Annotated in this window: 27 protein-coding genes; 6 read left to right on the forward strand and 21 right to left on the reverse strand. The window is 46.4% G+C overall.

Going from position 1 to position 24,753, the window contains the following annotated elements:
- Window positions 1-17: 17 nt before the first annotated feature.
- The 18 genes from fliR to flgB form a co-directional block, all read right to left on the reverse strand.
- The gene (gene fliR / locus IGJ15_RS15425; protein ID WP_005232781.1) at window positions 18-767 is read right to left on the reverse strand and encodes a flagellar biosynthetic protein FliR; all 750 of its coding nucleotides are present in this window, start codon (window positions 765-767) and stop codon (window positions 18-20) included.
- A gap of 12 nt (window positions 768-779) precedes the next feature.
- Window positions 780-1,043 carry a flagellar biosynthesis protein FliQ gene (fliQ, locus tag IGJ15_RS15430; RefSeq protein ID WP_005226613.1) on the reverse strand — a complete coding sequence of 88 codons (264 nt, stop codon included), beginning with the start codon at window positions 1,041-1,043 and terminating at the stop codon, window positions 780-782.
- A 25-nt stretch (window positions 1,044-1,068) separates the two neighbouring features.
- The gene (gene fliP, locus IGJ15_RS15435; RefSeq protein WP_005232783.1) at window positions 1,069-1,833 is read right to left on the reverse strand and encodes a flagellar type III secretion system pore protein FliP; all 765 of its coding nucleotides are present in this window, start codon (window positions 1,831-1,833) and stop codon (window positions 1,069-1,071) included.
- Window positions 1,830-2,195: a flagellar biosynthetic protein FliO gene (locus IGJ15_RS15440; RefSeq protein WP_005231716.1), complete on the reverse strand. Its 366-nt coding sequence runs from the start codon at window positions 2,193-2,195 to the stop codon at window positions 1,830-1,832. Before IGJ15_RS15440 ends, fliP begins: the two co-directional genes overlap by 4 nt.
- A gap of 14 nt (window positions 2,196-2,209) precedes the next feature.
- Window positions 2,210-2,713 (reverse strand): flagellar basal body-associated FliL family protein, encoded by a 504-nt coding sequence (locus IGJ15_RS15445; protein WP_005472968.1) that lies wholly within the window; start codon window positions 2,711-2,713, stop codon window positions 2,210-2,212.
- Between the two features lie 11 nt (window positions 2,714-2,724).
- Entirely contained in the window at window positions 2,725-2,922 is a 198-nt protein-coding gene (locus IGJ15_RS15450) for a flagellar FlbD family protein (protein ID WP_005226609.1), read from the reverse strand.
- A gap of 35 nt (window positions 2,923-2,957) precedes the next feature.
- Complete coding sequence (locus tag IGJ15_RS15455; RefSeq protein WP_010748537.1) at window positions 2,958-3,854, reverse strand: flagellar hook-basal body complex protein; 897 nt, start codon at window positions 3,852-3,854, stop codon at window positions 2,958-2,960.
- Window positions 3,855-3,932: 78 nt separating this feature from the next.
- A complete protein-coding gene (locus tag IGJ15_RS15460; RefSeq protein WP_010748536.1) occupies window positions 3,933-4,295 on the reverse strand; it encodes a flagellar operon protein in 363 nt (120 codons plus the stop codon).
- The gene (locus tag IGJ15_RS15465) at window positions 4,292-4,723 is read right to left on the reverse strand and encodes a flagellar hook capping FlgD N-terminal domain-containing protein (protein WP_003129052.1); all 432 of its coding nucleotides are present in this window, start codon (window positions 4,721-4,723) and stop codon (window positions 4,292-4,294) included. The genes IGJ15_RS15460 and IGJ15_RS15465 overlap by 4 nt, the downstream gene beginning before the upstream one ends.
- Window positions 4,724-4,735: 12 nt before the next feature.
- On the reverse strand, window positions 4,736-6,109 hold the full coding sequence (locus IGJ15_RS15470) for a flagellar hook-length control protein FliK (protein ID WP_231434716.1): 1,374 nt from the start codon (window positions 6,107-6,109) through the stop codon (window positions 4,736-4,738).
- 65 nt (window positions 6,110-6,174) lie between these two features.
- A complete protein-coding gene (fliJ, locus tag IGJ15_RS15475; RefSeq protein WP_010748534.1) occupies window positions 6,175-6,594 on the reverse strand; it encodes a flagellar export protein FliJ in 420 nt (139 codons plus the stop codon).
- A gap of 22 nt (window positions 6,595-6,616) precedes the next feature.
- Window positions 6,617-7,969 carry a flagellar protein export ATPase FliI gene (gene fliI / locus IGJ15_RS15480; RefSeq protein ID WP_005226590.1) on the reverse strand — a complete coding sequence of 451 codons (1,353 nt, stop codon included), beginning with the start codon at window positions 7,967-7,969 and terminating at the stop codon, window positions 6,617-6,619.
- Window positions 7,966-8,724, reverse strand: coding sequence for a FliH/SctL family protein (locus IGJ15_RS15485; RefSeq protein ID WP_010748533.1), 759 nt, complete (start codon window positions 8,722-8,724; stop codon window positions 7,966-7,968). The genes fliI and IGJ15_RS15485 overlap by 4 nt, the downstream gene beginning before the upstream one ends.
- Window positions 8,708-9,712 carry a flagellar motor switch protein FliG gene (fliG, locus tag IGJ15_RS15490; RefSeq protein WP_005226586.1) on the reverse strand — a complete coding sequence of 335 codons (1,005 nt, stop codon included), beginning with the start codon at window positions 9,710-9,712 and terminating at the stop codon, window positions 8,708-8,710. Before fliG ends, IGJ15_RS15485 begins: the two co-directional genes overlap by 17 nt.
- Before the next feature lie 10 nt (window positions 9,713-9,722).
- A complete protein-coding gene (gene fliF, locus IGJ15_RS15495; protein WP_010748532.1) occupies window positions 9,723-11,345 on the reverse strand; it encodes a flagellar basal-body MS-ring/collar protein FliF in 1,623 nt (540 codons plus the stop codon).
- A gap of 27 nt (window positions 11,346-11,372) precedes the next feature.
- Entirely contained in the window at window positions 11,373-11,696 is a 324-nt protein-coding gene (gene fliE, locus IGJ15_RS15500) for a flagellar hook-basal body complex protein FliE (RefSeq protein ID WP_005226583.1), read from the reverse strand.
- 7 nt (window positions 11,697-11,703) lie between these two features.
- Window positions 11,704-12,120 carry a flagellar basal body rod protein FlgC gene (gene flgC / locus IGJ15_RS15505; protein ID WP_010748531.1) on the reverse strand — a complete coding sequence of 139 codons (417 nt, stop codon included), beginning with the start codon at window positions 12,118-12,120 and terminating at the stop codon, window positions 11,704-11,706.
- A gap of 21 nt (window positions 12,121-12,141) precedes the next feature.
- Complete coding sequence (gene flgB / locus IGJ15_RS15510) at window positions 12,142-12,501, reverse strand: flagellar basal body rod protein FlgB (RefSeq protein ID WP_017144455.1); 360 nt, start codon at window positions 12,499-12,501, stop codon at window positions 12,142-12,144.
- 620 nt (window positions 12,502-13,121) lie between these two features.
- Between flgB and motA the strand changes: the two genes are divergently transcribed.
- Window positions 13,122-13,886 (forward strand): flagellar motor stator protein MotA, encoded by a 765-nt coding sequence (gene motA, locus IGJ15_RS15515; protein ID WP_005232810.1) that lies wholly within the window; start codon window positions 13,122-13,124, stop codon window positions 13,884-13,886.
- 13 nt (window positions 13,887-13,899) lie between these two features.
- Window positions 13,900-14,664 (forward strand): OmpA/MotB family protein, encoded by a 765-nt coding sequence (locus IGJ15_RS15520; protein ID WP_010748530.1) that lies wholly within the window; start codon window positions 13,900-13,902, stop codon window positions 14,662-14,664.
- 146 nt (window positions 14,665-14,810) lie between these two features.
- Here the strand turns inward: IGJ15_RS15520 and IGJ15_RS15525 are convergent, their stop codons facing one another.
- Together IGJ15_RS15525 and IGJ15_RS15530 are read right to left on the reverse strand one after the other, a co-directional pair.
- A complete protein-coding gene (locus IGJ15_RS15525; RefSeq protein WP_005226571.1) occupies window positions 14,811-16,856 on the reverse strand; it encodes a methyl-accepting chemotaxis protein in 2,046 nt (681 codons plus the stop codon).
- A gap of 285 nt (window positions 16,857-17,141) precedes the next feature.
- Window positions 17,142-17,951, reverse strand: a complete 810-nt coding sequence (locus IGJ15_RS15530; protein ID WP_005226570.1) for an aldo/keto reductase family protein — start codon at window positions 17,949-17,951, stop codon at window positions 17,142-17,144.
- Window positions 17,952-18,123: 172 nt separating this feature from the next.
- On the opposite strand from IGJ15_RS15530, the gene IGJ15_RS15535 reads away from it, so the two are divergent.
- The gene (locus tag IGJ15_RS15535) at window positions 18,124-18,516 is read left to right on the forward strand and encodes a YbaN family protein (RefSeq protein WP_005226569.1); all 393 of its coding nucleotides are present in this window, start codon (window positions 18,124-18,126) and stop codon (window positions 18,514-18,516) included.
- A gap of 81 nt (window positions 18,517-18,597) precedes the next feature.
- On the opposite strand, the gene ppdK is transcribed toward IGJ15_RS15535, so the two are convergent.
- On the reverse strand, window positions 18,598-21,231 hold the full coding sequence (ppdK, locus tag IGJ15_RS15540; protein WP_010748529.1) for a pyruvate, phosphate dikinase: 2,634 nt from the start codon (window positions 21,229-21,231) through the stop codon (window positions 18,598-18,600).
- Between the two features lie 190 nt (window positions 21,232-21,421).
- On the opposite strand from ppdK, the gene IGJ15_RS15545 reads away from it, so the two are divergent.
- Genes IGJ15_RS15545 through IGJ15_RS15555 form a run of 3 tightly spaced genes read left to right on the forward strand, consistent with a single transcriptional unit; the run spans window position 21,422 to window position 24,749 of the window.
- Window positions 21,422-22,057, forward strand: a complete 636-nt coding sequence (locus IGJ15_RS15545; protein WP_005232817.1) for a helix-turn-helix transcriptional regulator — start codon at window positions 21,422-21,424, stop codon at window positions 22,055-22,057.
- Window positions 22,058-22,069: 12 nt separating this feature from the next.
- A complete protein-coding gene (locus IGJ15_RS15550) occupies window positions 22,070-22,888 on the forward strand; it encodes a pyruvate, water dikinase regulatory protein (RefSeq protein WP_005226564.1) in 819 nt (272 codons plus the stop codon).
- On the forward strand, window positions 22,878-24,749 hold the full coding sequence (locus IGJ15_RS15555) for a fructose-1,6-bisphosphatase (protein ID WP_010748528.1): 1,872 nt from the start codon (window positions 22,878-22,880) through the stop codon (window positions 24,747-24,749). Before IGJ15_RS15550 ends, IGJ15_RS15555 begins: the two co-directional genes overlap by 11 nt.
- Window positions 24,750-24,753: the final 4 nt, after the last annotated feature.

Here is a 24,753-nt window from a genome sequence, read left to right on the forward strand (position 1 = left end):
GCTGGCTACCTGTTACTTTATTGAAAGGACTCGATAAACTCCTGCAAATAGCGGACCGTATCTGGCAAGTGTTTGCCTAAGTACGAAAGGACATTGGGTAGTAGCAAGAGAAACACCACAAAACTGATGGCGGTTTTCATCGAAAGACTCATCATCAAAATATTGATCTGGGGAATCGACCGAGAAATCACACCTAGCACCAGGTCCACCAACAGCAGCGCAATGATCATTGGTGCCGCAAGATTGACTGCCATCACCATCATTTGGCTGAAAAGTTTGACGATGCCTTCAACCGTCGTGCCTTGGATCACCACAGAGCCTAAGGGCACGATCCGAAAAGACAACAGCAGTGCTGTGATCAGTCGATGATGCAGATCAAGTCCAAAAAACACAGCGATCGTCAGCCAATAGTACGTTTTGCCATACTGGGAAGAGGCGATTTGCAACGTCGGATCATAGGCTTGCGCCATCGAAAAGCCTACTTGAAAGTCGATCAGTTGACCCGCAATTTCCACACCAGTAAAGACGAGCTGACTCAAATAGCCCATCGCCATCCCAAACAGTACTTCCTTGATGACGAAAACCGTCAGCATAAAGAGGGAAAGCTCGGGAATCGCAGGTGCCGTCGGCAGACATAGGACCGTCAACGCCATGCCGATCACGATTTTTGCCAGTGACGGAAAATTTTGCTGTGAGAAGATCGGACAAAGGACGACAAACGCCAATATTCGACAAAAAATCAACACCGTCGCTTGAATCGGCGCCATCAGGTTTCCTCCTTACATTGCCGCAATCATCTTGAAAATCATTTTGGTAAAATTCAACAAGAGATTCAGCATAAAATTCCCCGCCAAGATCAAGGTCAAAAAAATCGCTAATAGTTTCGGCACAAAGCTCAACGTTTGTTCTTGGATTTGGGTAGTGGCTTGAAAAATACTGATCACCAATCCAACGAGCATGCCAACCAATAAGGCAGGGCCAGATATCGCTAAAATTCGAAGAAAGGCTTCCCTTAGCACATCAAGTACCATTTCTACTGTCATTTCCTCTTGGCTCCTTTCTTAGCGGCTATTGAAAGCTCTTGATCAGCGACTCCACGATCAGATACCAGCCATCCACTAAAACAAATAGTAAGATCTTGAAGGGCAGTGAGATCATGATCGGCGACAGCATCATCATCCCCATCGACATCAAGATACTGGAGACGACCAGATCAATGATCAAAAAGGGGATAAAAATCAAAAAGCCGATACTGAAAGCCGTTCGTAACTCACTGATAATAAACGCCGGTACCATAACGGTCAGAGGAACATCGTCAGAAGAATGATACTTTTCGGTCTCCCCATCAGCTTCCGCAAACAAGGCAATGTCTTTTTCCCGTGTCTGTACCATCATAAAGGCCTTGATCCGTTTTTCTGAGCGGTCAAAGGCTTCGGCTTGGCTGATCTCTTGTCGATCAAACGGTTCGATCGCTTGCTGATAGACGTCGGTATACACAGGTTTCATAATAAAAAATGTCAAGAATAAGGCCAACCCGATCAACACTTGATTGGGCGGGTTTTGCTGTGTACCTAACGAACTGCGCACAAAGGACAAGACCATGATGATACGAGTAAAAGAAGTCATCATGATCAGCAAGACTGGTAAAAGGGAAAGCAGCGTCAGCAACAAGAAGGTATTGATCGTATCACTTGAGCCATTCCCATTCGACAATAAATTGTTGATGGTGGAACTGACGTCTTCCGTGTCTAGCGCAAATGCCGTCTGCGGAAGCATCAGACTGCTGAAAAGGACCGCAGCCATGATCTTGATATCTCTGCCTTTGATCTTCATTTTTGCTTGCCTCGTTTTCCAGCAATTTCCGCCTTGGCTTTGTTGAGCCATTCAGAAAAGTCTTTGCCAGCTTGCACTTGGGTGCTTTCTAGGCTTTGCTGTAAAAAAGCGGCCGTTTCTTCTGGCGTCAACTCTTTGATGATTTGGTTTTGCTGTTCAGAAAAGCTCATGACATAACATTTGTCCATGATTTGGACGATCCCGATCGAAGACGACTTGCTGACGGCGATTTTTTGCAAAATACGCAGCTGGTGATTGTGCTGGTTCGTGTAACGATTCAAGTATTTCAAACTGATGTTGATCAAATAAAGAATAAGCAGCAAAAACCCAATCATTTTGACCAGCGATAAAAATGTTTCCATCAACATGCCTCTTTCTATTGGATCACTAAATCCGTCACATAAACATCCTTGGCGATTTCTGATCCGTATTCCTGATTAATTGTTTCTTTCAATGCTTTTTTTAAATTCGGTACACTTTCGGCGGAGCTCAAAATACCGCTGGCCTTTTGTTGGCGCAATAAATTTACGACGCTGTCACGAATGACGGCCACATTTTTCGTGGCTTCCGCGCTTTTTTCCTCATCTGCCACTAAAATCGATAAATTGACCTTCATGTATTGCTGCTCTTGGTTGTCTTCTTTGGCCAAATTGACTAAAAATTCATCCAAAGCCACGATCGCTTCGTCTGAGGAGATTTTGCTGCTGTCTTTTGCTGTTTCAGCAGCTGCTGTTTTTTCCCCCGTCAAAAAGTGATTCGTCACTAAGGTCCCGCCGATACTGCCGCCGACTACCACGATCAAGAGGATCGGCAGTAAAACAACCATACTCAAGCCTTTTTTCTCTTTTTCTGCTTTTGGTGCTTTTTCTTCTTTTGCCATCTTTCCCACCCTTACGTTTTCACTTGGTTCGAATGGATCACCGTATGATACTCGATCACCCGCTGCGCAACTTCTTGCGCAGCTTCCGTCACCACTAATGTTTTGCCGTCTGTCAGTGTGATCAATGTATCCGGCATTTCTTCGATCCGATAAATCAATGTTGGATTTAAATAGAATGGCTTGCCATTCAATGCTGTCACTAGAATCATGGTCAAACTCCTCTCAATGATGAAGCGTCACGTTCTTAACGTTTTAGATTCAATAATTCTTGCAGCATTTCATCAGAAGTCGTAATACTTCTTGAATTTGCTTGATAGGCACGGCTCGCAATGATCATTTCGGTAAATTCTGTCGAAAGATCGACATTGGACATTTCCAAGGCACCTGCTTGCAGCGTTCCTGCGCCATTGTTGCCAGGTCCTGCAACGATCGGATTCCCTGAGTTGCTGGTTTGGATATAGTTGTTGCCGCCGACTTTTTCTAAGCCTTCTGGGTTATTGAAGGTTGCGACACCGACTTTTCCCATCACAAAGGTTTGATTGCCGTATTTTGCCAACACTAAGCCATTGGCATCGATCGCCATGGAGTTATAGGTCAAGGTTTCCCCATTGACGGTCAGTGTGCTTGGGATCGACAAGGGAGATACCGCATCTTGTCCGCTCAATGCCGTGTTTTCATCAAAGTTGTCATCATAGACAACTGGTTGACCGCCATTGACTGAACGACCTAGGACTTGCATCCCATCACTATTGGTCAAGGTTCCGTTGCTGTCGCGCACGAATGCGCCATCTCGTGTGTAATAGGTTTCGCCATTTGCTCCTGGTCCTTGTACCATAAAGTAGCCCTGTCCGCTGATATAAAAATCCATGCTGCGACCTGTCGATTGCGGGGCACCGACTGTATTGATAGTATCGATGGAGCCCGTCTGAACCCCTAAACCGATCTGCGTTGCGTTGATCCCGCCTAAGCCGTTGCCTGGCGCAGTTGCATTAGACATCGTTTGGCTCATCATGTCTTGGAAAAGTACTCGACTTGATTTGAATCCAACCGTATTGACGTTGGCGATATTATTGGAAACCACGTCCATTTTCGTTTGAAGATTTTTCATTCCACTGACACCTGAATATAATGATCGTAACATGCTTGTTTTCCTCCTTATGGTTGGCGTATTTTCCTCTGTCATTCAGAAAATACTTGCAGCCCCTTTTCAGTCCAGCTGCTATTTGATAAATGTGGCGCTGTCAATATTGGTGACGGTGTGAAGCTCATTCATCCCCATCGCCGTAATGATGGTTCGTGAATGGACATCGGCGATCAAGCCCATATCTTTGTACACGAGCAGTGATTCTTTGCTGCCTTTTTCCGCGAGCTCACTAAGCGCCGTTGAAAGGGATTGATAATCATCGTCTTGTAAGGTCAATTCTCTTGCGGTCAAACGCTTTTGCGCATGATGGGAGACTTTGATGTCGCTTTGTTTTTGTTCAAGCATTGCAGAAAAGGCTTGTTTGTCCACGCCTTTGCAGGGATGTTGATAAGGCTCCCCGGCAACTTTTTGCAGCCCCTGTTGAATCGTCAAACTCATTTTGCTTCGCCACCAATCTCTTGGATCGCACTCATACTGTATTCTTTGCCATTTACGACGATCGTGGCGTAGCCATTGGCAAAGCGGACCTTTTCGATGGTTCCTGACAATGTTTCTGTGCCGTCCATCAGAGTGACTTGTTTATTGATCAAGCTAAAGGCTTGCTGCTGTTGCTGTAAAATCACCGAGGTCGTCAACGTTTCGCTCAATTCATTCAAGCTCTCTAAGGTCGTAAATTGAACCAGTTGCGAGATATAGTCGGTGCTACCACCACCAGAAGAATCGCTGCCTCCCATCGATGGGTTGCTCATAGATGCGGCTAAGATCTTCAAAAAATCATCCATGGAGATATCTGAAGATTTTTTTGTTTGCGTTAATGCCGATGTATTGGCAATACCGGCCGCAGCTGCTGTAATTTCATCTGCCATAGGTCTCCTCCTTTACACTAAAATACTGATCGCATGATCGATCGGTGCTAATTGCGGCTCTTCCTCAGCCGTATTGCTTTGATGAAATGGCTTTTTGTTTTGTCCTTTTTGAGCCTGTAAAAACCGCTGTTGGCTTAACTGACTGTCACTTGCCATCATACTGCCGGCAAAGGATTGATTTGCCAGCGGACTAGCCTGCTGGACAGAAGCTAACGTAGGTTCTTTGATCGCTAGGATCGGCTGCTCTTGCTTTTGCAAAACTTGCTCTAGCTCATGCTTGATGGACAGCAATAATTCTTTGGCTTGTGGCTGCTGAACGGTCAGTTCTAAGCGGCTGCCTTGGGCATTCGTTTCTAGGGAAAGCTGGATCGTGCCTAATTTTTCGGGAACGAATTGCAGCGTGATTTTTTTCTCGCTTGCCGTGCTGCTCGTTTGGACAAGTTGGGCAGTCGCTTTTGCTAAGGGCAGGACCGCTTGTTCCATATTCGCTTTTGTTGGCGTTGGTCCTTGCTTGATCAAAAGGGGAGAAACATCAAGCAGCTGCAGTGCTGGTGCCGCCATTTCATTGTCAGTTACTGCTGAAGAAGCAATGGCTTGTGCAGAAACAGCTTCCGCTTTTTTGGCGACTGTTTCATTCGTGCGTTGCAAGGTGCTAGTCGTATCCGTCGCTTGGTTGGTCACTGGCGACACTTGATTTAATGGTCCCGTTTGGCCCAATTGCGCGGTCCCTTCGGTGGACTGTTTCAGCTGTGCTTCTGTCGTTTGCGCAATCGCGGCTTGTGTTACTGAATCGACTTCCTTGATTTCCTTGAAAGGAGCGATTCCTTTTGCCGTGGTCTGCTCCTCGCCTACTAAGTCTTCTGGCAAAGGTGTTTCAAGCGTTGTTGCTGCGGCTTCACTTCTGTCATTTGTCATCAAAGCTAGACCTTCAAGCGCAGGCTCGGAGGGGTTGATGACTGTGGTGGCTACGTCTATTGGTGCTGGAAAAGCTGCTGAAACACTGTCGAGAGAAGCTGCTGTGGTGCTCGTTTGGTTCTGCTCCGTCGTTGCCATTGATGCCTGTGGCGCTTCTTGAACCAAGCCTGCAAAAGGTGCCTGGCTGATCTGGCTCATTCCTGGCGCTTGTGTCGTTGCAGGTTGTTCGACTGCTGGAGTGATTTCTGGCTCCTGCGGCAGATGTTCCATACTGCTGGCAATCCCCATTTCTGGTGCGGTGGCGGTTTGCTCCGTCATACCTGATGGTTCGAAGGATGCTGCCAGATTGCTTGCTGTCTGTTCTGTCAGCTGTTGCATCAGCAAACTGAAGACTTCTGGTGACGCCTCCGTCTTTTTTGATTTGCTACCGATAGGTACAGCGGTTGCGGCACTTGTTGTGATCTCTTTCATTGTTCACCTCCTCTCAGCTGATGCTTTGAAACCAAGGTCGTCTCATCACTAAAACCATTAGTGCTTTAAGAAAATAAGGCGCGATTGCCGAACTCATCCAATTGTTTTTGCTCTTCCAATTGCTGTTCATAGGTGTATTCAGCAAATTGTTTTTCTCGCAGCTTTTCCACGACCTTGCGTTCCTGCTGCGCTTCTACCACCACCGATAAAGACTCTGCCAATTCTTGCTTCACGTGAAACATTTTGTTCTGAACCTCATCGATGGTGGCATTCAACGCAATCAAATAGCGTTGCTGCACTTGCATCCGCCCAATGGTCATCTCATTGACATCAAAAAGCTGGGCTTTTTCCTGTGTCAGCGTATTCAGGTGCTGTTCTTGCTGAATCAACAATTGTTGTTTTTGGGCGTAAGCGCGTTTGGCTTCTTGCTCAATGGTTTTTCGGTGATCCAATACTTTTTCTAAGGAAAAGTGAAATGCTTGCATAGCTGCTCCTTTATGATCTGTTTTACATGGTCGAACGCTGGCGCTCGATCAGCGCTTCTTCACTGAACAAATGCGCCAGTTCAAAAATCGTTTGTTCAAATGGGATCCGCTCATCCACTTTTTGCTGTAAAAACCGCAGGATGGGGTGATGCAGCGCGATCGCTTGGTCGGTCAACGCATTACTGCCGCTTTTGTAAGCACCGATATCGATCAAATCCTTGGCCTCTGCATAAACGGCCATGTTTTCTTTTAGTTCCCCCGCATGTTTATGCTGTTCCTCAGAAACAAGGGTCTTCATCAAGCGGCTGAGGCTGTTTTGAATATCGATGGCAGGATAATGATTTTGAGCGGCGATTTTTCGGGACAACAGAATATGTCCATCAAGAATTCCCCGCACCGCATCAGCGATCGGTTCATTCATGTCATCCCCTTCTACCAAGACAGTATAAAAGGCCGTGATCGAGCCTTTGTCCGACATCCCACTGCGTTCTAACAACTTCGGTAAAGCTGTAAACACAGAAGGGGTATAGCCTTTGGTCGTCGGCGGCTCGCCTGTCGATAGACCGATCTCCCGCTGTGCCATCGCAAAACGGGTCACCGAATCCATCATCAATACGACTTTCTTCCCTTGATCGCGGTAATACTCAGCGATCGCTGTTGCCACATGAGCCCCTTTTAATCGTACGAGAGGCGGCATATCGGAGGTGGCACAGACAACGACCGACTTGCGGTAACCTTCTGGGCCTAGATCATTTTCAATAAATTCTTTGACTTCTCGTCCCCGCTCGCCGATCAAGCCGATCACGATGACATCGGCTTCGCAATAACGAGCCAACATCCCCAATAAAGTACTCTTACCGACCCCGCTGCCGGCAAAAATGCCGATCCGTTGGCCAAGGCCGACGGTCAAAAGACCATCGATCGCCCGGACACCTGTCGGCATGATCTCAGCGATTTTTTGACGGCGAAAGGGGTCAGGAGAATCTTGACTAACTGGATATTCTGGCGCACTTTCCAGCTCCAGCGCCATATCTAACGGTCGCCCTAGTCCATCTAAGGTGTGCCCTAGCAGTGTATCATCGATTTTTACCGTCAACGATTTGCCAGTTGGCCGCACCAAACAGCCCGGTCCGATGCCTTCTAGCTGATCAAGGGGCATCAGGAGCACGGTTTTTTTTACAAAGCCTACGACTTCAGCTAAGGCTGTATGTGTCTTGTTTTGCAATGCGACTTCACAGATTTCCCCTATGAAAACCGCCAGCCCTTCGACTTTGATCAGCAGACCTACGACTTCGCTGACTTTGCCGTAGGTGGTAAAAAACGGCTGTGCTTGCGCCGTTTTGCGCAGCGCTGTGATTGGTAATTCAAACGTCATTCCTTCACACTGCTTTCTAGAAATTGGCTCAAAAAGCGAGCGATTTCTTTCCTCAGTTCAAAAACCACCAAGGTATTTTCAGATTCGATACAAAAATCGTGTTCCGCCAAGGTGTCATCTGCCATGAGTAAATAGCGAAACCCGCTGATCGTCTGCTTTTTGGTTTCCAACAATTCTCGCACCCCTGCAAGATGCTGCTCTTGGCTGCGAACAGTCACAAATTGATCGGGTTGTTCAAATTGCCATAGCACAGACTCCACAAAAGGCAGGAAGCCTGCTTGCTCATCTGTAAAACGTTGATTAATCAAGGCTTCAGCGATTGCCGTGCCGTAAGCGATCATTTCTTGCTTTTTCTCTGAGCGAAAGGTGTTGATCTCAGAAACGGCTTCAGCGACATTGGCTTGGGCTTGGGCCATCAATGCTTGCGCGGCTTCTTTGCTGGCATTGAGTCCTTCTTGATAGCCTTGTTGAAAGCCGTCTGCTTGTCCTGCTTGAAAGCCTTCCGTTCTCGCTTCTGCTAGAATTTGCGCCGCTTGTTCTTGTGCATCGGTCAAAATCTGCTGCTTCAAGGCTTCCATTTGCTGCAGATGCCGTTCCTGCTCCAACTGGCGTGCACGTCTAGCCGCTTGCAGTTCTGGGTCTAAGCTTGGTTTCTCAATCGGCGCTTTGATGGTCGTATCCGTCAAAATACTGCGCGCAGCTTCGGTCGTTTTGACCGCCTGCTGCTTCAATAAACTGCTATTTGACCACTGCATCTTGGTCGCCCCTTCCGATGTAGATCTCACCGGTTTCATCTAGCCGTCGAATCACAGCCACCACACTTTGTTGGGCTTCTTCTACAGCAGACAAGCGGGTAGGACCCATAAATTGAATTTCTTCTTGCAGATTTTCCACCGCCCGTGATGAGAGGTTGGAGAAAATAAAGTTCTTGATGTCATCGGTCGTGCCTTTAAGCGCTAAGACTAAGACATCGTTTTGAACATCTCGCAAGACTTTTTGAACATCCAAGCGATCGAGGGTCACGATATCCTCGAAAGTAAACAAGCTGGATTTCACTTCGTTGGATAGTTCCGGTTGCCGCTTTTCTAAGTCGTTCAAAATGTTCTTTTCGGTGCTGCGGCTGACTGAGTTCAAGATTTCTACCAGTGTATGCACACCACCGACATTTTCCGTATCGTTCTCAATGTAATTCGAGAATTTGTTCTCGATCACTTTTTCGATCCGTTCGATCACCAAAGGCGACGTACTGGAGATCGTCCCGATCCGTTCAGCGATCTCCACTTGCAAATGATCGGGAAACTGTGACAAGACGCTGGCCGCTTTGTCCGGCTGCATGTAGCACAAAATCAACGCTACCGTTTGTGGATGTTCGCCGATCAACAGATTGGTCAACTGTTGAACATCGGCTTTGCGAGCGATATTAAAGGGCCGTTCCCGCAGCTGGATCTGAGTCAATACGTCAATGACTTCTTTGGCTTTTTGAGGGCCTAATGCTTGGTTCAGCAAATTTTTGGCATAATCGATCCCGCCGTCTAAGACATATTTGCGAGCCGTTGCGGTATGAGAAAATTCCTCCAACACTTGATCCCGCTCTTCGGGACTGACAAAGTCGATGTTGGCGATCTCATAGCTCACCTTTTGTATAAATGATTCTGGCAGCAGCTTCATGATCTTTGCAGAGGTATCTGATCCTAGAGAGATCAGAAGAATCGCTGCTTTTTTTACCCCGTCTATTGTATCCATGGCTGCCCCCTTATTTTTCTTTCATCCAAGCTTTGATCAATTCCGCCGCTACTTCAGGATTGCTTTCGGCATAATTTCTAGCCGTTTGATCCAATGTTGGTTCTCCTGAATGTTCTGCTGCGGCTTCTTGTGTGGATGCTTCTGGCACCGCTGGTTTCGTTTCAGCAGACCGATTGCCGACACCGCCAAAAACGACTTCTTGTGCAACTGACGGACTTGTACCAGTGCTAACTGCTGACGGTTGTGCAAAAGTGACCATTTCCTCCGTCACATCGACTTCCAGCTCGTCTTCTTTACGACGACGTCGGATCACGCCAACGATCATTAAAATCACTAAGAACAAGGTCAACACGATGCCGCCGATGATGGCATACTTGAGATAACCTTTGGCAGCTGCAATCGGTTCATTCCCTTGCGGATCAACGGCTGGATCAACCTCTGCTTGGGCAAAGTCAAATCCTTGGATCGCGATTTGATCACCACGGTCATTGTCATAGCCGACGGCACTAGCAATCAACTGCTGCAATTCTGCTTGATCCGCTTGCGAAAGGTTCGCATTGATCACGATCGAGCTGGTCATTCGTTCGATCATGCCAGGGGCCGTAATGGTCGTAGTGGTCTCGGTATCCAATTCGTTTTCCACCGAACGGCTATAGGAATTGTTTCCCTCTCCATCCGTACCCGTCACATTGGAGACATTGTCATCCACCGTCCCTGTTTGGGCTTCTTGGACGGTGCCTTGCGAACCAGCAGCCTGCACTGTCTCACTCTTGATCTCTGGGTCATCATAAGTGACTTTCTTCCGCTCGATCGAGTCAAAATTCAAGTCTAAATTGATCGACACTTGGAATTTGTCTGCACCATAGATCGGTGTCAGCAGCTTCGCTACTTTTTCTTCTAGCGTTTTTTCGTAGGAATCTTTGATGGCAATGTATTTATTGTTCAGGCCACTTAATTGACTGGCTTCATCTTCGGTTCTCGTCAAGGTATTGCCCGCACTATCAACGACTTTTACATTTTCTGGCTTCAGCTTTTCCACTGCCCCTGAAGTCAAGGTAACGATCCCTTGCACGGACTCGTCTGAGATCTGCTGATTTTTCAAGGTCAACACGATAGAAGCAGTTGGCGCACTTTCCTCAGAAGAAAAGACACTTTCTTCTGGCATCACGAGTAAAACTTTGGCGGATTTGACCGCATCGATCGACTCGATCGCCCGTTGCAGTTCGCCCGTTACTGCCCGCTGATACATGATCTTGCGGTCTTCGTCGGTTGTCATCATGTTGGCATCATCAAATAATTCAAAGCCTGTACTGGTATTTGGTAATTTATTGTCCACGGCAAGATTGATGCGGTATTCATCGACTTGGTCTTTATCGATCAAAATCGTCGTCCCATTGTCGGCTAATTTGTAGGTGATCTGCTGTTCCTCCAAATCCTTGCTGATCGTTCCCGCATCGGCATCGCTTAGATCCGTAAACAAGATACCGTATTCAATTCGCGTATTTAAATAATACACAGCTGCTGTGATTCCGAGAACGCTGATAACGGAAAGAACAACGATCATTTTCTTTAAAGAGCTTTGCATTTGCCAACGGTCTTTGAGTTGTTCTGTCCATTCTTTCACTTTATCCATCATTTATCCTTATTCCCTCACCCACTGCTAAAACTGCATATTTTTCACGTCATTGTAAGCTTCTAAACACTTGTTTCGTACTTGAACGGCTGTTTGTAGCGCCAATTGCGCCTCCGTCATGCGAATCATCACATTCCCTAGATCGCTTTCATCGCCGGTGATCAAATTTACAGTATCTTGATCCATGACCGCCGTTTTTTGATTCAACTGATCGACCGCATTGGTCAAGTAAGAAGAAAACTGATTTTCCTTGGCGCCTGCAGCACTGGTCTCGTTTGAAGCAGCCCCCGTGCCTAGTGTCCGCAAAACGTTTTGGTAGTCCGTTAATCCTGTCGTTAAAAGTCCATCCATTTTCTCGTTACCCCTTTGATATTTCTAATGCTTTTTTCAAGATCGTTTTATTCATTTCTGAAGCAGAAACATTGGCTTCGTACGTTCGAACCGCTTGCAACATTGCCACCATTTCATCGGCAATATCCACATTTGATTGACCGACATATCCCTCATCGTTGGCAGCGGGATTGGTAGGATCATAGGTCAGTTTTTCCGTTTCATCGGCAGCGATCCCCGTCACTTTGACACCGTATGTAGCCGGTATTCCTTCGCGACTATTTTTTAAATTTTCTGAAAAAAGAATACTCTTTTTTTGATAAGCCGCGGTTGTTTGTGTTTGATTCGTATTTACATTTGCGATATTGCTGGAGATCGTATCGAGTTTTAACCGTTCCAATGCTAGACCGCTCGCGTTGATCGTTAGTCCATTAAACATACCCATTTGTTTTTCCTGCGCTTTCTATCAATTACTCAATACAAGGTTCATCATTTGCAAGCGACCGTTGACTTGTGCGGTCAATGCACTGTAATATAACCCATTGGCTGCTTGATCCAACATCTCCACTTCAAGATCCACGTTATTGCCGTTGTCTTTGATGCTGGTAGTTGCATTTTCAGTGATTTTCGGTTTTACTTGAGAAACTGACGCTTCGGTTGCAGCGTCGGTCCCTGATGAAGCGAGTGCCTGCTTTAATTCGCTTTCAAACACGATGCGTTTTGCTTTGTACCCATCCGTGTTGACATTGGCGATATTAGACGAAATCAATTCTGCGCGTTGGGCAGAAACATTCATGGCTGTTTTTAATAAATCATAGGTATCCAACAATAATTGCTCCTTCCACCTTCTGTACCAAACGTTTTTTTCAGCGATGGAACAGAAACAAATATATTTATTTATTTTTTTGTTATAGATTAAAAAAACAAGAAGACGTGATGTCATTATAGTAGAATTATTTTTATTTTACAATTTGATTTTTACAACTTTACGGATATGACATTTAAGTTACAACCATGTTATGTTATTTGTTAAACACTGTTTCATCGCAATTTCGTCCCCAGTTATAAAAAGTAAACGATCGATATAAAGCGTTTTACAAGCATATCTATGCTTTTTGATCAAAAGATGATTTTTGATAAAAAAACAAGCATTATTCGAAAAATTGATTAAAACATTTTCATTTGTGCTGAATGACATGACAAACCCTGAGAAACGCTTCACGAAAAAAAACGGTACCATCTATAAATATTCACAAAAATTGCAAGCTGTACCATTTCAAAAATTTGCCGCCACTTGCCCAAAAAACAACAAAAAAAGAAGAAGCTGAAAATTTATTTTAGTTATTTTTAGGATTATTTTTTTTTGCTATTAAGAATGATTTTAATTCACCGATAAAATAAATGAGGGTTTAAAACCTGGAAATAGAATTTAGGAGGACGCAACAAATGGATTTTTTCTTGCTGATCGGTATTATTTTAGGATTGATATCTGTGGTGGTTGGGATGATTGTAAAAGGTGCCAATGTGGCCGTTTTGATCAATCCGGCAGCCGCGATCATCATTTTCGTTGGTGTGATCGCAGCCGTTATCAATTCATTTCCCAGCAGTGATATCAAAAAAATCCCGAAGATCTTCGGCGTTCTGCTGAAAAATAAAGAATACGACTTAAAAACAACCATCAATACCATCGTTGAATTAGCCAACCAAGCCCGGCGCGATGGTTTGTTATCTCTTGAAGGTGCCATCCAAAACTTAGAAGATCCTTTTTTAAAAAAGGGCTTGGAAATGGTGGTTGATGGCATCGCTGCCGAACAGATCCAAGAAATCATGGAGAATGAGATCTATGGGATCGAAGAACGGCATCGCATCGGCTCGGCTATTTTTAAAACCGCCGGCACGAGTTCCCCGACCTTAGGGGTGTTAGGAGCCGTGATCGGGCTGATTGGGGCGCTAGGTAATTTAGAGGATGTAGAGGCACTGGGGCACATGATCTCGGCGGCCTTCGTGGCGACCCTTTATGGTATTTTCTTCGGCTATGTCCTGTTCATTCCCTTTAGCTCACGCCTGACCTTGAAATCGGAGCAAGAGGTCCAAATGATGTCGATCATCGTGGAAGGGGTCTTAGCGATCCAAGCCGGACAATCGCCGAAAAGCATTGAGAAAAAATTATACAGCTTGATCGATCCGAAAAAACGGCAAGAACAATTATAAAGGGTGAAGCGACATGAAGCGAAAAAAGAAACATGAAGAACATGTAGACGAAGCGTGGCTTTTGCCTTACTCGGATATGTTGACCTTGCTGCTGGCTTTGTTCATCGTCATGTTTGCCATGGCGAAAGTTGATGATGAGAAGTTCCAAGAAATCAAAAGCGAATTTGGCACCATCCTTTCCAGCCACCACAGCAATTCATCTGTGATTGGGTCGGTGATCGATATGGGCGAGACCACGCCGCGAAAAAAAGCCGCCACTTCTGCCGAAGCACAAGCGCAAGAAGCAGCGGTTCGGACCCAACTGGAAAATCAGCAACTAGAAAAAATCAGCGACCAGCTGGCACAAGAGCTGGCAGCTTCTGGCTTAAAAGAGCAGACAGAAGTCCGCTTGGAATCCGATGGCTTGCATATCACGCTTGCCAGCAGCATCTTGTTTGCCTCTGGCAGCGCCGAGATCACGGACACCACTCGTCAGTCACTGGATCTGCTATCGGACTCACTGAAAAAATTAAAAACCAACAAAATCGTGATCGCTGGGCATACCGATAACGTACCTGAAAAAGGCAATGGCCGCTACCAATCTAACTGGGATCTTAGTTCCGCTCGGGCCATTACCGTTATGGAGTACTTCATCAGCAAAGGCGCCGTTTTAGAAAAAAATGCTGCCATCCAAGCCTTTGCCGATACCGAACCGAAGGCCGATAACAACACCCCCCAAGGCCGCTCGGAAAACCGCCGCGTGGAGATGATCATTCAGCGGACTGAAACGGCACAATAGCCCATAATACGGTTTTATAAATATCATTATGAAAAGCCAAGACGACCAATATCCGTCTTGGCTTTATTGCAGTCTCCTATTCACTAAACAAAAATCACCCACGAGCCATTCTTGCGAATAGCTGATGAGTGATTTTTTTGCTTGGTTTATTTTTCCACTTCAAACCGATTGGTCAATCGCTTCAACTCTTCTGCAATGTCTCTGAGATCGGCCACATGGTTGGTAAATTCATCCATGGTTGCCAAGACTTCTTCTGCATTTGCGGAAACTTCTTGTGTACCAGCGGCATTTTCTTCCGTTGATGCGGAAATGTTTTCTAAGTTTTCCAGTACACTGTTTTGAATGTTTTCGATACGGGCACTGGCTGCTTCAATATGATGGATGCCTTCAATCATATAGCTACTGCGTTGGAAGACTTCTTTTGAAGATGAGATCGCTTCTTTTATCAAGTTGGTCTGGCGAACGCCGCCTTTGACAGACGCCGACGTTTGTTTGACCATTTGACTAGACTGCTCACGAATTTCTTCAATGATCGCTTCGATCTCTTTGGTAGAGGCTTTGCTTTGTTCCGCCAATTTACGGATCTCAGCAGCCACGACGGCAAAGCCTTTGCCCGACTCACCTGCACTTGCGGCCTCGATCGATGCATTCAAGGCTAGCAAGTTGGTTTGGTAAGAAATATCATTGATGACCCCAATGATCGAGTTGATGTTTTGGATACTATCATTCATTCCCGTCATGTTCGACATCAAGCGCTCCATCTGTGCCAACTCTTGTCGCCAGCTGTCATCGACTTGATCCATGATCGTTAAGTTTTCTTGATTTATCTTCGTAGATTCTTGCGACTTGCTGCTCATGCCGCCAACATTTTCTCGTAATTCTTTCACGACCTGCGACAGATTTTGCATTTGGGACACGCTGTATTCTGTTTCTTGGGCTTGCGCACCGGTCACTTCAGCTATCCCTGTAATGGTTTGAGAGACTTCTTCTGTCGCAATATTGGTTTGTTTTGACAATTCTAATAAAGAATCCGACATTCCTGCGACACTGTTGCTTTCTTTTTGTACTTTTTGGATCAATGCACCCGTGCCTTCGATCATCACATTGTAATTGTCCGCCATTTGCTGGATCTCATTGCCTGCTTTGTCTGGATATACAACTCGGCGTGCCAATTGATCCCATGTCCATTTTTCGCCTTTGGCTCTTTTGGTTTTGCTCATCTTCTCTAGTTTGCCTTCACCGACTTTTCTAAAGTAACGATTGAAGCAATCGATGATTGCTGCGACTACTTTGATCGCGGCATAAGAAACCAGTCCTACAAAGAGCAGCATCAAGATCGTAACGATAATGGTGGTACGGACTAACGCCCCTAACTCTTTGTCTAGATCACTAGCTTTGACTTCGGAGTACGCCCAAACATTGGAATCAGCAGACTTGTCATACAACACATCGTTGACTTTATTCGAGTCGCCTAAACCAACCATGCCTGTCGGGTTTTTAGCTTCTTTGATTTTTTGGAATACTTCTTCTTCTTTGATATTCTTACCGATTTGTTTGGTGTTTTTTGAGGTCACGATGACCCCAGATTCTGAAACTAAGGTGACATTCCCAGTCCGCCCTACGGTAAAAGAAGACAAGATGTTTTGAATGCTTTCATAGGAAACATCGACGCTTAAAACCCCCACTTGATTATGGGAATTTTTGACCCTGATCGAAGCCGACGTCACAAATTGATTCGACACTGTATCTAAATAAGGTGCTGTCCAATACACTTCTCCTTCGGCTTTTACGGCCCCTTTGTACCATGGCCGAATCGTAGGCTTATAATCATCTGGTAAGGGATTGAAGGTTACATATTCATCATCTTCTGTTCCAAAAGTCACCGCTAAGAAGCTGTTGCTTCCAGCAATCGCTAAAGAAAGATCTGAACGGATGCGTCCCATGCTGAATTCTGTTTTCATCGCTGGCAGTTCAGCCATTGATTTCAATTTGCTTTCCGTCGATCGGCGCAAACTCTTTTCTTCCGCCAAGATCAAATTGACGGCACTTTCTTTGTTCAAATCATTTCGTTCAATCAATAAGTTCTTGGTGGTTAAATAGGAACTTGTCAGCATGACAATGATCGGGATCCCCGCAACCAGCATCAAGGTGATCATCACATAAATTCCTATCGTCTTTTTTCTTTTTTTCACAACTGTGCCACTCCTTCATTTCCAATTTCACACGATCCAATGAAGACTCGTCCGTAGACGACCCTTAGTAAGGATAATCGGTTATTTCTTTGAATGATTAAGAGGGTTCATTGGCAGAAACGGCTGCAAGCGCATTTTCTTTTTTGCTAAGGCTTACGGTTGCTGATCTAACGAATAGAAAAGCTCCTCAGTCATGAAGGAGCGTTGCGACTGCATAAAAATAGCCAGCACGGAAGTTTCCGCACTGGCTGTAGGGGCCCCTTTAATGGGACTGCTTTTTATTGCCTATAATTCTTTGATGACGGCTTTTTCTTCCGCAGTCAAAGCGAAATCAAAGAGCGCTAAATTTTCGGCTTGATGTTTTTCTGAATGGGATTTCGGAATCACGATCACCCCACGCTCGATTTGGTAGCGCAAGACCACTTGGCTCCAGGTTTTTTGATACGCTTCACCGATTTGGGTCAAGGTTTCCCGAGCCGCTTCTGAAATCCGTGAAAGTGGCCCCCAGGCTTCTGGAACTACCTGATTGGCTAAGGAATAGGCGATGATCGCATCGTTCCACTTGCCTGGATGCGATTCGATTTGATTGACCGCTGGTTTGATCCGACTGTTTGCCAATAAATAGCTAAGTTCTTCTTCTTGGAAATTGGACACCCCGATCGCTTTTAAGACTCCTTTATCGACATAAGCCTCAAGAACCGCCCAGACAGCGGCGATCTCTGCCAAGTTGTCCCACGGATGATGGATCAAATAAAGATCGATCGATTCCGTCTGCAAGGCTGCTAAACTCGCTTCGACAGACGCTTTCACGGCAGCTGCATCTTGCGTATGCTCTGGTTTGCCAGGAATCTTAGAAGTCAGGAAAAATTCGCTGCGGTCGATCCCGCTTTCTTTGATGGCTTTGCCTACTACGGCTTCGTTGCGGTAAGAAATCGCCGTATCAAAATGCCGATACCCAAGCTTGATGGCAGTCAACAGCTCTGTCGTATCATCATTGATCGCACCTTGGTATTCTCGGTTTTCTTTCCCGAATGTATTCGTCCCACTGCCGATCACTGGAATCTGAATGCCGGTATTCAATTCAATCGTTTCCATGCTGCTTCCCCCTTTGTGTTGTTTCTAGTCTATCAAAAAAGCAGGAGTATGGGGAAGAAAAACTCTTATTGCCGCTAAAAAACGGGGAAAAACACAAAACGCATGTTCAAGCTGCCCCTCCTCCGTTATACTGAGGGTAAGACACGAAACACCCAAATAAGGAGGGTTACTTTTGAAAAAAACACTATTTTTTCTTTGTGGATCACTGACATTCGGTCTAGGTACTTTAGGAATCTTCTTGCCTTTCTTACCCACAACGGTCTTTTACTTGCTGACGGCTTATTTCTGGCTGCGGAGTTCCGATACCTATTATCAACGCTTGGTTCAATCAGAAAATTATCAAAAATACATTGAAAAACCACTCGTACAAAAACAGCTGAGTACCAAGGGAATGGTTCGGATGTTTGCCATGATGCTGGTAGTCTTTGCAATTCCTGCACTATTGATCCCTAATCTGCTGGTACGTTTCGTCCTCGCTGCCATCTACCTCGCCCATGTTATTGGGATCACTTGGTATTTAAAAGGACGCAAACCCGCGATTCAAAAAACGGATCAGCCCCTGTAAGGTGAAGCTGCACGAACACACCGTAATCCACCAAGCAGGCGAGCCTTGCTAGTGGACTGCGGTGTATTTTTTTCTCCTATTTTAGCGGGAGCCCACTGACGCCTCTTCGATGATGGGGGCTGATTGGGCGATCGCTAACCAGGCAGCAGGGATTCGGTATGGGGAGCAAGAAACATAGTCGATGCCGATCTCTCGCAAAAATGCAATGGAATAGGGATCGCTGCCGACTTCGCCACAAACACCGATCGAGTGCTCTGGCTGACGATCTCTTACGCCAGTGATCGCTTGGCGCATCAACGTGCCAACACCCGCCTGATCTAAGTGCTGGTAAGGATCTTCTTGTAAGATCCCCGACTGCAAATAGGCTTGAATAAAGCTGCCTGCATCATCCCGCGAAAAGCCAAACGTCATTTGGGTCAAGTCATTGGTACCAAAACTAAAGAACGCAGCATCTTCAGCACACTCCCCAGCGATCAAGCACGCTCTAGGTGTCTCGATCATCATGCCGATCTCGATGTGCAATGGTTGCTGCAGGGTTGCTTCTGCTTGAGCGATCACCTGTGTCAACGTCTCTTTCAACACCTGCAGCTCTGCGGGCAAACTGATCAGGGGCAATAAGATCGCCGCCTCTACCTCGACTCCTTGCTGCCGCAATTCCACAGCCGCTTCACAAATCGCCGCTGTTTGCATTTCATAAATTTCTGGATAGCTCAGTCCTAAACGGCTGCCGCGATGCCCCATCATGGGATTGACCTCTTGCAGCTCGTCAATTCGCCGCTCGATCACTGCCAATGATTTTTGACTACGGCGAGCCATTTCAAGGCGTTCATGCTCATGGGGCAAAAATTCATGAAGTGGTGGATCTAATAAACGAATCGTGCACTTCTTTCCTTGCGCGGCCTGCAGCATTTCTTGGAAATCGGCTTTTTGATAAGCCTTGATCTCAGCCAACGCCTTCAATCGTTCCGCCTTCGTTTCCGCCAAAATGACTTCCCGCATTTTCCACAAACGCTCTTCCCCAAAAAACATATGCTCCGTCCGTGCCAGACCGATGCCCGCTGCCCCAAAGGCCAGCGCAGCCTCAATGTCATTTTTCGTTTCCGCATTTGCGTAAACCTTTAGATCTGCCTGGGCTTGTGCCCACGTCAAAAGCTGATCCAGCAAGACACGCTCCTGGACACTGGTCATAGGCAGCTGCCCTTGATACAGTTTGCCAGTGCTGCCGTCTACCGAAAGCACGTCACCTTCTTCAATCAGCAGCTCGCCGCAGCGAGCCTGCTTCAAAAATACATCGACACTTAATGCCTCGCACCCTACCACACAGCAGACCCCCAGACCACGGGCGACCACCGCCGCATGCGAAGTCATCCCCCCACGAGCGGTAATGATCGCTTCACTCACCACCATGCCTTCAATATCTTCAGGTGAGGTTTCCTGCCGCAGCAGCAGGACTTTTTCTCCTGCGCGGCTGGCTTTTTCCGCCGCCTCTGCAGTGAAATAGACATGTCCTGAAGCTGCTCCTGGACTAGCCGGCAAGCCCTGCGCAAAGGCTTTGGCTTGCTGTAAGGCTTCGGGGGCAAATAACGGGTGCAGCAATTGATCGATCATTTCTGGTGTGATGCGATCTAGTGCTTGCCTGATAGTGATCCGACCTTCTGCGACCATATCCGTTGCGATTTGCGCTGCGGCAGCGGCGGTTCGTTTGCCGTTTCTTGTTTGCAAGACAAACAGCTGGCCGTCATCGATGGTAAACTCAATGTCTTGCATGTCTTGATAGTGATCCTCCAAACGCTCAGCCAGTTGCTTTAATTCCTGATAGATCATGGGATGCTGCTGTGCCAACGCTTGGATCGGTTGCGGTGTACGAATCCCTGCAACCACATCTTCCCCTTGGGCACACACTAAAAATTCGCCGAAAAGTCCCGGTTCCCCAGTTGCTGGATTGCGGGTGAAGGCGACACCCGTCCCGCTATTTATCCCGCTGTTACCAAAAACCATTTCTTGAATCGTTACGGCAGTCCCTAGATCGTCAGGGATGCGATGGAGAGATCGGTAGGTCTTTGCCCGTGGGTTGTTCCATGAGCGAAAAACCGCCGTGATGGCTGCCAACAATTGCTGAAACGGGTCTTGCGGAAACGCTTCTTGAGTATGTTCCATATAAATACTTTGAAACACGCGGCAGATCATTTGCCAATCATTGCCGGTCATCATTTGGTCTGACGCATAATTCTGCTGTTTCTTATAATCTGTCAAGTAGGCTTCAAAGTGCTCTTTTGCTACACCTTTCACCACATCCCCATACATCTGGATCAAGCGGCGGTAACAATCATAAGCAAAAACGGGGTCCCCCGTCTGCTGAGCCAAGCCTTGGACGGTTTCATCATTCAACCCAAGGTTTAAGATCGTATCCATCATCCCTGGCATGGAAAACTTAGCCCCACTGCGGACAGAAACCAACAACGGCGACTGCAGTCCGCCAAATGTTTTGTTCCTGCGGACTGCCAATTCTTCGATGGCAGCTTTGACTTGCTTGATGATCGCCTCAGGAAGAACCTGTTCTTCTAAATAGGTCAGGCAAATAGTCGCAGGGACGATAAATCCCTGGGGAACAGGCAAACCCAAATTGGTCATCTCCGCAAGATTTGCCCCTTTCCCGCCTAATAGTGCTTTTTGCTCTTTTGTGCCTTCTGAAAACCATACGACTGCTTTTTCCATCATGTTCCTCCTTTTAAATGTTATATACTATTTCGATTAATTAGCAGTATATAGTATGACACATTTAATCGTCAAGCTGAAAAAAGAAAACTTTTAAGGGATTTATCCTTTTTAAAAGAGAAGGATTGCCTTTTTATTCGGAAAATCATATAATCAATAGCATAGCACATAAAAGAAAGAAGGTGACACATTGGAATTAAGCCAAAGACAAATGAAAATCATTGAGATCGTCAAAGAGCATCAGCCGATCAGTGGGGAGACCATTGCGAAGCAGTTGGGCTTGAGCCGCGCAACCTTGCGGAATGACTTATCGATTTTGACCATGACCGGTTTATTAGACGCCCGACCGAAAGTCGGCTATTTCTATACAGGACAAACCGTTGAGCCTTTGCTTTTCGAAAAACTCTATCATACCAAAGTTGCAGAAGTCATGATCCCGCCGTTGCTGATCTCACAAACGGTCTCCGTTTATGAAGCGGTCACGACTTTGTTTATGTACGATGTCGGTTCCCTCTATGTCAAAAATGACCAAGACGAGCTGATTGGGGTCCTCTCCCGCAAAGACCTACTGCGCTTTGCGATCAGCAATGCCGCACCAGAAAAAACACCTGTAGCGATGATCATGACTCGCATGCCAAACATCGTGACCATCACACCCGAAGAAACGATTTTGACGGCTGGTACGTTGTTAGGGCGACATGAAGTCGATACCTTGCCTGTGGTCGATCCGCAGGAACCAAAAAAAGTCATCGGCAAAATCACGAAGACACGGCTGATGAATTACTTTATTCAAGCAGGCAATGACAGTGACAACACACACTTTTAGGGGGCAAAAACAATGAAGAACGTTCGAATATATTTGATTTCAGATTCCGTAGGCGAAACGGCACAAAAGCTGATCGCAGCCGTTTCCGCGCAGTTTCCCACGATCGACCTTTCAGACATCCAGCTCTTTCCCTTTACTAATGATGAAGAGAGCTTAGGCGAGATCCTCAAAGATGCCTTGCTAGACAAATCGATCGTCGTTACCACCTTAGTCAATAAAGAGTTAGTCGCCTTTGTTGATGCCTTTGCCAAGCGGACTGGTTTGCAGTATGTCGACTTTATGTCGCCCTTGACCACGATGCTGGAAAAAACATTCGGTGTAGAAGCCGTCCAAGAGCCTGGTGCCTTGCATCGCTTGAACCAAGCATATTTCAGCCGGGTGGCAGCGATGGAATTTGCGGTGAAATACGACGACGGCAAAGACCCACGGGGATTTCTCGATGCTGACTTTGTCCTCTTAGGGGTTTCGCGAACCTCGAAAACACCATTGAGTTTATACATGGCAAACCGCGGCTACAAAGTGGCAAATCTGCCTTTGATTCCTGAAGTTGCTTTGCCAGCCGAAGTGCACCAAGTCGACCCGCGAAAAATGGTCGGTTTGACCACGAATCCAGAATCTCTGACCGAGATTCGGCGATCCCGAATGCATTCATTGGGCTTAAAAGAAGAGACCCATTACACCAATTGTGAACGAATCGAAGCAGAATTAGCTTACGCGAATGAATGGTTCAAAAAGCTGAACATTCCGGTGATCGATGTCAGCAAACGTTCCATTGAAGAAAGCGCGATGCTGATTGAAGAACAAGCCAAAGAACAGGCCCATGTTCAATAAAGACACCTTGGCAAACCTGACCGAGATCATCAACTTGGAAGCCATCCAGCAGCTGCCGAAAGCCACCGAGCATTTTGTCAGCGATCTGCATGGCGAATACGATGCCTTTGACCATATTTTGCGGAATGGTTCTGGCAGTATCCGAGAAAAAGTCGAGATTTTGTTTACTGGCGTCTTGACGAAAGAAGAACAGACCGAACTTTGTTTTGTCATTTATTATCCAGAGGAGCTATTACAAGAACAGGCATGGACCCCTGCCGATTGGCGCTTAAAGATGGCACAGCTAGTGAAAGTTGCCCGCTTTACTTCCAGTAAATACACACGCTCCAAGGTACGCAAAGCACTGCCGTCTTCTTTTGCTTATATCTTAGAAGAACTGTTGTACCAATATGATGCTGACTTCAATAAAGAAGCTTACTATCGGGCGATTTTTGATAAGATCATTGAATTAGAGGCAGCCCCGCTTTTTTGCCAAGAACTGGCGTACTTGATTCAGCGCTTCGTAGTGGATCATCTCCACGTCTTAGGCGATATTTATGATCGCGGACCAGCGCCAGACAAAATCGTCGATCGTTTGATGACTTTGCCCTCACTGGATATTCAGCTAGGCAACCATGATATTTTGTGGATCGGCAGCTTTTGCGGCTCGCTGCCCTGTTTGGCCAATACGATCCGCATCGCTGCTCGCTACGGCAATCTGGCATTATTACAAGATGGTTATGGGATCGATCTATCAAAAGCACTGGCTTTTAGCCAAAAATATTACACAGAAAATGAAGGCTTTTATCCGCAAAAAACAGTGGACCCTTTATCAAGCCAGCAAAAAAAAGCAGCCATGCTTTTGCAACAGGCGTTTGCCATCATCCAATTCAAAGTCGAAGCAGCCGTGATCCAGCGGCGACCAGCATTTGCGATGGCAGAGCGCTGCTTGTTGCATCGCTTGTCTCAAGATCGGCAACAAATCCAGCTAGACCAGACCTATCCTTTGATCAACGGCTGTTTTCAACTAGTAGATCCCGATGATCCTTACCGTTTGACAGCAGAAGAACATGAGGTACTGCAAGATTTGCTGAGCCAATTTCAACGCTCGCCCCGCTTAGCTGCGCATATGCGCTTTTTAGTTGAGCATGGCACATTGTACCAGCGCTTCAACGACAACCTGCTGTATCACGGCTGCCTGCCTTGTCAGGAAAACGGCGATTTCCTGGCCTTTACTTTCCAGCAGCAGCCCTTAGCAGGCAAAGCGTTGATGGACTTTTTTCAGCAATGTTTGCAGGAAAGCTTTGCCCAACCAGAAAAGCAAACAGACCTTGCCACCGATATGATCTGGTATCTTTGGTGCGGCGAAGGCTCTTCCCTCTTCGGCAAAAAAGCCATGAAAACCTTTGAGCGCTACTTTATAGCAGATCGCAACACCCATACGGAACAAAAAAATGCCTATTATTCTTTAAGGGAAAACGAAGACTTCTGCTGCCGTGTCCTAGCTGCCTTCGGTCTGCCGCCGACAGGCCACATCATCAATGGCCACACCCCTGTCAAAGTGCGTAAAGGTGAGACGCCCATCAAGGCAAATGGTCGTTTATTGGTAATCGATGGGGGACTCTCTCGCTCCTATCAATCCGTCACAGGCATTGCTGGTTACACGCTGTTGTCAAATTCCTTCGGCATGACCTTAGCAGCCCATCAACCCTTTACAGATCGCCAGCAAGCCATCCAGCAGCGACGTGACATCGTCACTCAGAAAAAAATCGTCGTGCGGCAAACGGAAAGAACAACGGTAGGGCAAACAGATATCGGCAAGCGGCTGCAGCAAGAAAGCCGAGTGCTTTTTGAAGAATTAAAAAATCATCAGATCCCTTGACGAG

It is taken from the genome of Enterococcus sp. AZ079, assembly GCF_050547255.1.
In the GTDB taxonomy this organism is placed as follows: domain Bacteria; phylum Bacillota; class Bacilli; order Lactobacillales; family Enterococcaceae; genus Enterococcus_D; species Enterococcus_D casseliflavus.

What these genes read in the sequence shown, in the direction of transcription:
- IGJ15_RS15550 (WP_005226564.1), top strand. Translation starts at nt 22,070, where the DNA reads ATGAAGAACGTTCGAATATATTTGATTTCAGATTCCGTAGGCGAAACG.
- IGJ15_RS15465 (WP_003129052.1), bottom strand. Translation starts at nt 4,723, where the DNA reads ATGGCAGATGAAATTACAGCAGCTGCGGCCGGTATTGCCAATACATCG.
- fliQ (WP_005226613.1), bottom strand. Translation starts at nt 1,043, where the DNA reads ATGACAGTAGAAATGGTACTTGATGTGCTAAGGGAAGCCTTTCTTCGA.
- IGJ15_RS15485 (WP_010748533.1), bottom strand. Translation starts at nt 8,724, where the DNA reads ATGCAGTGGTCAAATAGCAGTTTATTGAAGCAGCAGGCGGTCAAAACG.
- fliE (WP_005226583.1), bottom strand. Translation starts at nt 11,696, where the DNA reads ATGGATGGACTTTTAACGACAGGATTAACGGACTACCAAAACGTTTTG.
- flgC (WP_010748531.1), bottom strand. Translation starts at nt 12,120, where the DNA reads ATGGGTATGTTTAATGGACTAACGATCAACGCGAGCGGTCTAGCATTG.
- ppdK (WP_010748529.1), bottom strand. Translation starts at nt 21,231, where the DNA reads ATGGAAAAAGCAGTCGTATGGTTTTCAGAAGGCACAAAAGAGCAAAAA.
- fliI (WP_005226590.1), bottom strand. Translation starts at nt 7,969, where the DNA reads ATGACGTTTGAATTACCAATCACAGCGCTGCGCAAAACGGCGCAAGCA.
- IGJ15_RS15440 (WP_005231716.1), bottom strand. Translation starts at nt 2,195, where the DNA reads ATGGAAACATTTTTATCGCTGGTCAAAATGATTGGGTTTTTGCTGCTT.
- IGJ15_RS15530 (WP_005226570.1), bottom strand. Translation starts at nt 17,951, where the DNA reads ATGGAAACGATTGAATTGAATACCGGCATTCAGATTCCAGTGATCGGC.
- IGJ15_RS15555 (WP_010748528.1), top strand. Translation starts at nt 22,878, where the DNA reads ATGTTCAATAAAGACACCTTGGCAAACCTGACCGAGATCATCAACTTG.
- IGJ15_RS15455 (WP_010748537.1), bottom strand. Translation starts at nt 3,854, where the DNA reads ATGTTACGATCATTATATTCAGGTGTCAGTGGAATGAAAAATCTTCAA.
- fliP (WP_005232783.1), bottom strand. Translation starts at nt 1,833, where the DNA reads ATGAAGATCAAAGGCAGAGATATCAAGATCATGGCTGCGGTCCTTTTC.
- fliR (WP_005232781.1), bottom strand. Translation starts at nt 767, where the DNA reads ATGGCGCCGATTCAAGCGACGGTGTTGATTTTTTGTCGAATATTGGCG.
- IGJ15_RS15460 (WP_010748536.1), bottom strand. Translation starts at nt 4,295, where the DNA reads ATGAGTTTGACGATTCAACAGGGGCTGCAAAAAGTTGCCGGGGAGCCT.
- IGJ15_RS15470 (WP_231434716.1), bottom strand. Translation starts at nt 6,109, where the DNA reads ATGAAAGAGATCACAACAAGTGCCGCAACCGCTGTACCTATCGGTAGC.
- motA (WP_005232810.1), top strand. Translation starts at nt 13,122, where the DNA reads ATGGATTTTTTCTTGCTGATCGGTATTATTTTAGGATTGATATCTGTG.
- fliF (WP_010748532.1), bottom strand. Translation starts at nt 11,345, where the DNA reads ATGGATAAAGTGAAAGAATGGACAGAACAACTCAAAGACCGTTGGCAA.
- IGJ15_RS15445 (WP_005472968.1), bottom strand. Translation starts at nt 2,713, where the DNA reads ATGGCAAAAGAAGAAAAAGCACCAAAAGCAGAAAAAGAGAAAAAAGGC.
- fliG (WP_005226586.1), bottom strand. Translation starts at nt 9,712, where the DNA reads ATGGATACAATAGACGGGGTAAAAAAAGCAGCGATTCTTCTGATCTCT.
- fliJ (WP_010748534.1), bottom strand. Translation starts at nt 6,594, where the DNA reads ATGCAAGCATTTCACTTTTCCTTAGAAAAAGTATTGGATCACCGAAAA.
- IGJ15_RS15520 (WP_010748530.1), top strand. Translation starts at nt 13,900, where the DNA reads ATGAAGCGAAAAAAGAAACATGAAGAACATGTAGACGAAGCGTGGCTT.
- IGJ15_RS15450 (WP_005226609.1), bottom strand. Translation starts at nt 2,922, where the DNA reads ATGATTCTAGTGACAGCATTGAATGGCAAGCCATTCTATTTAAATCCA.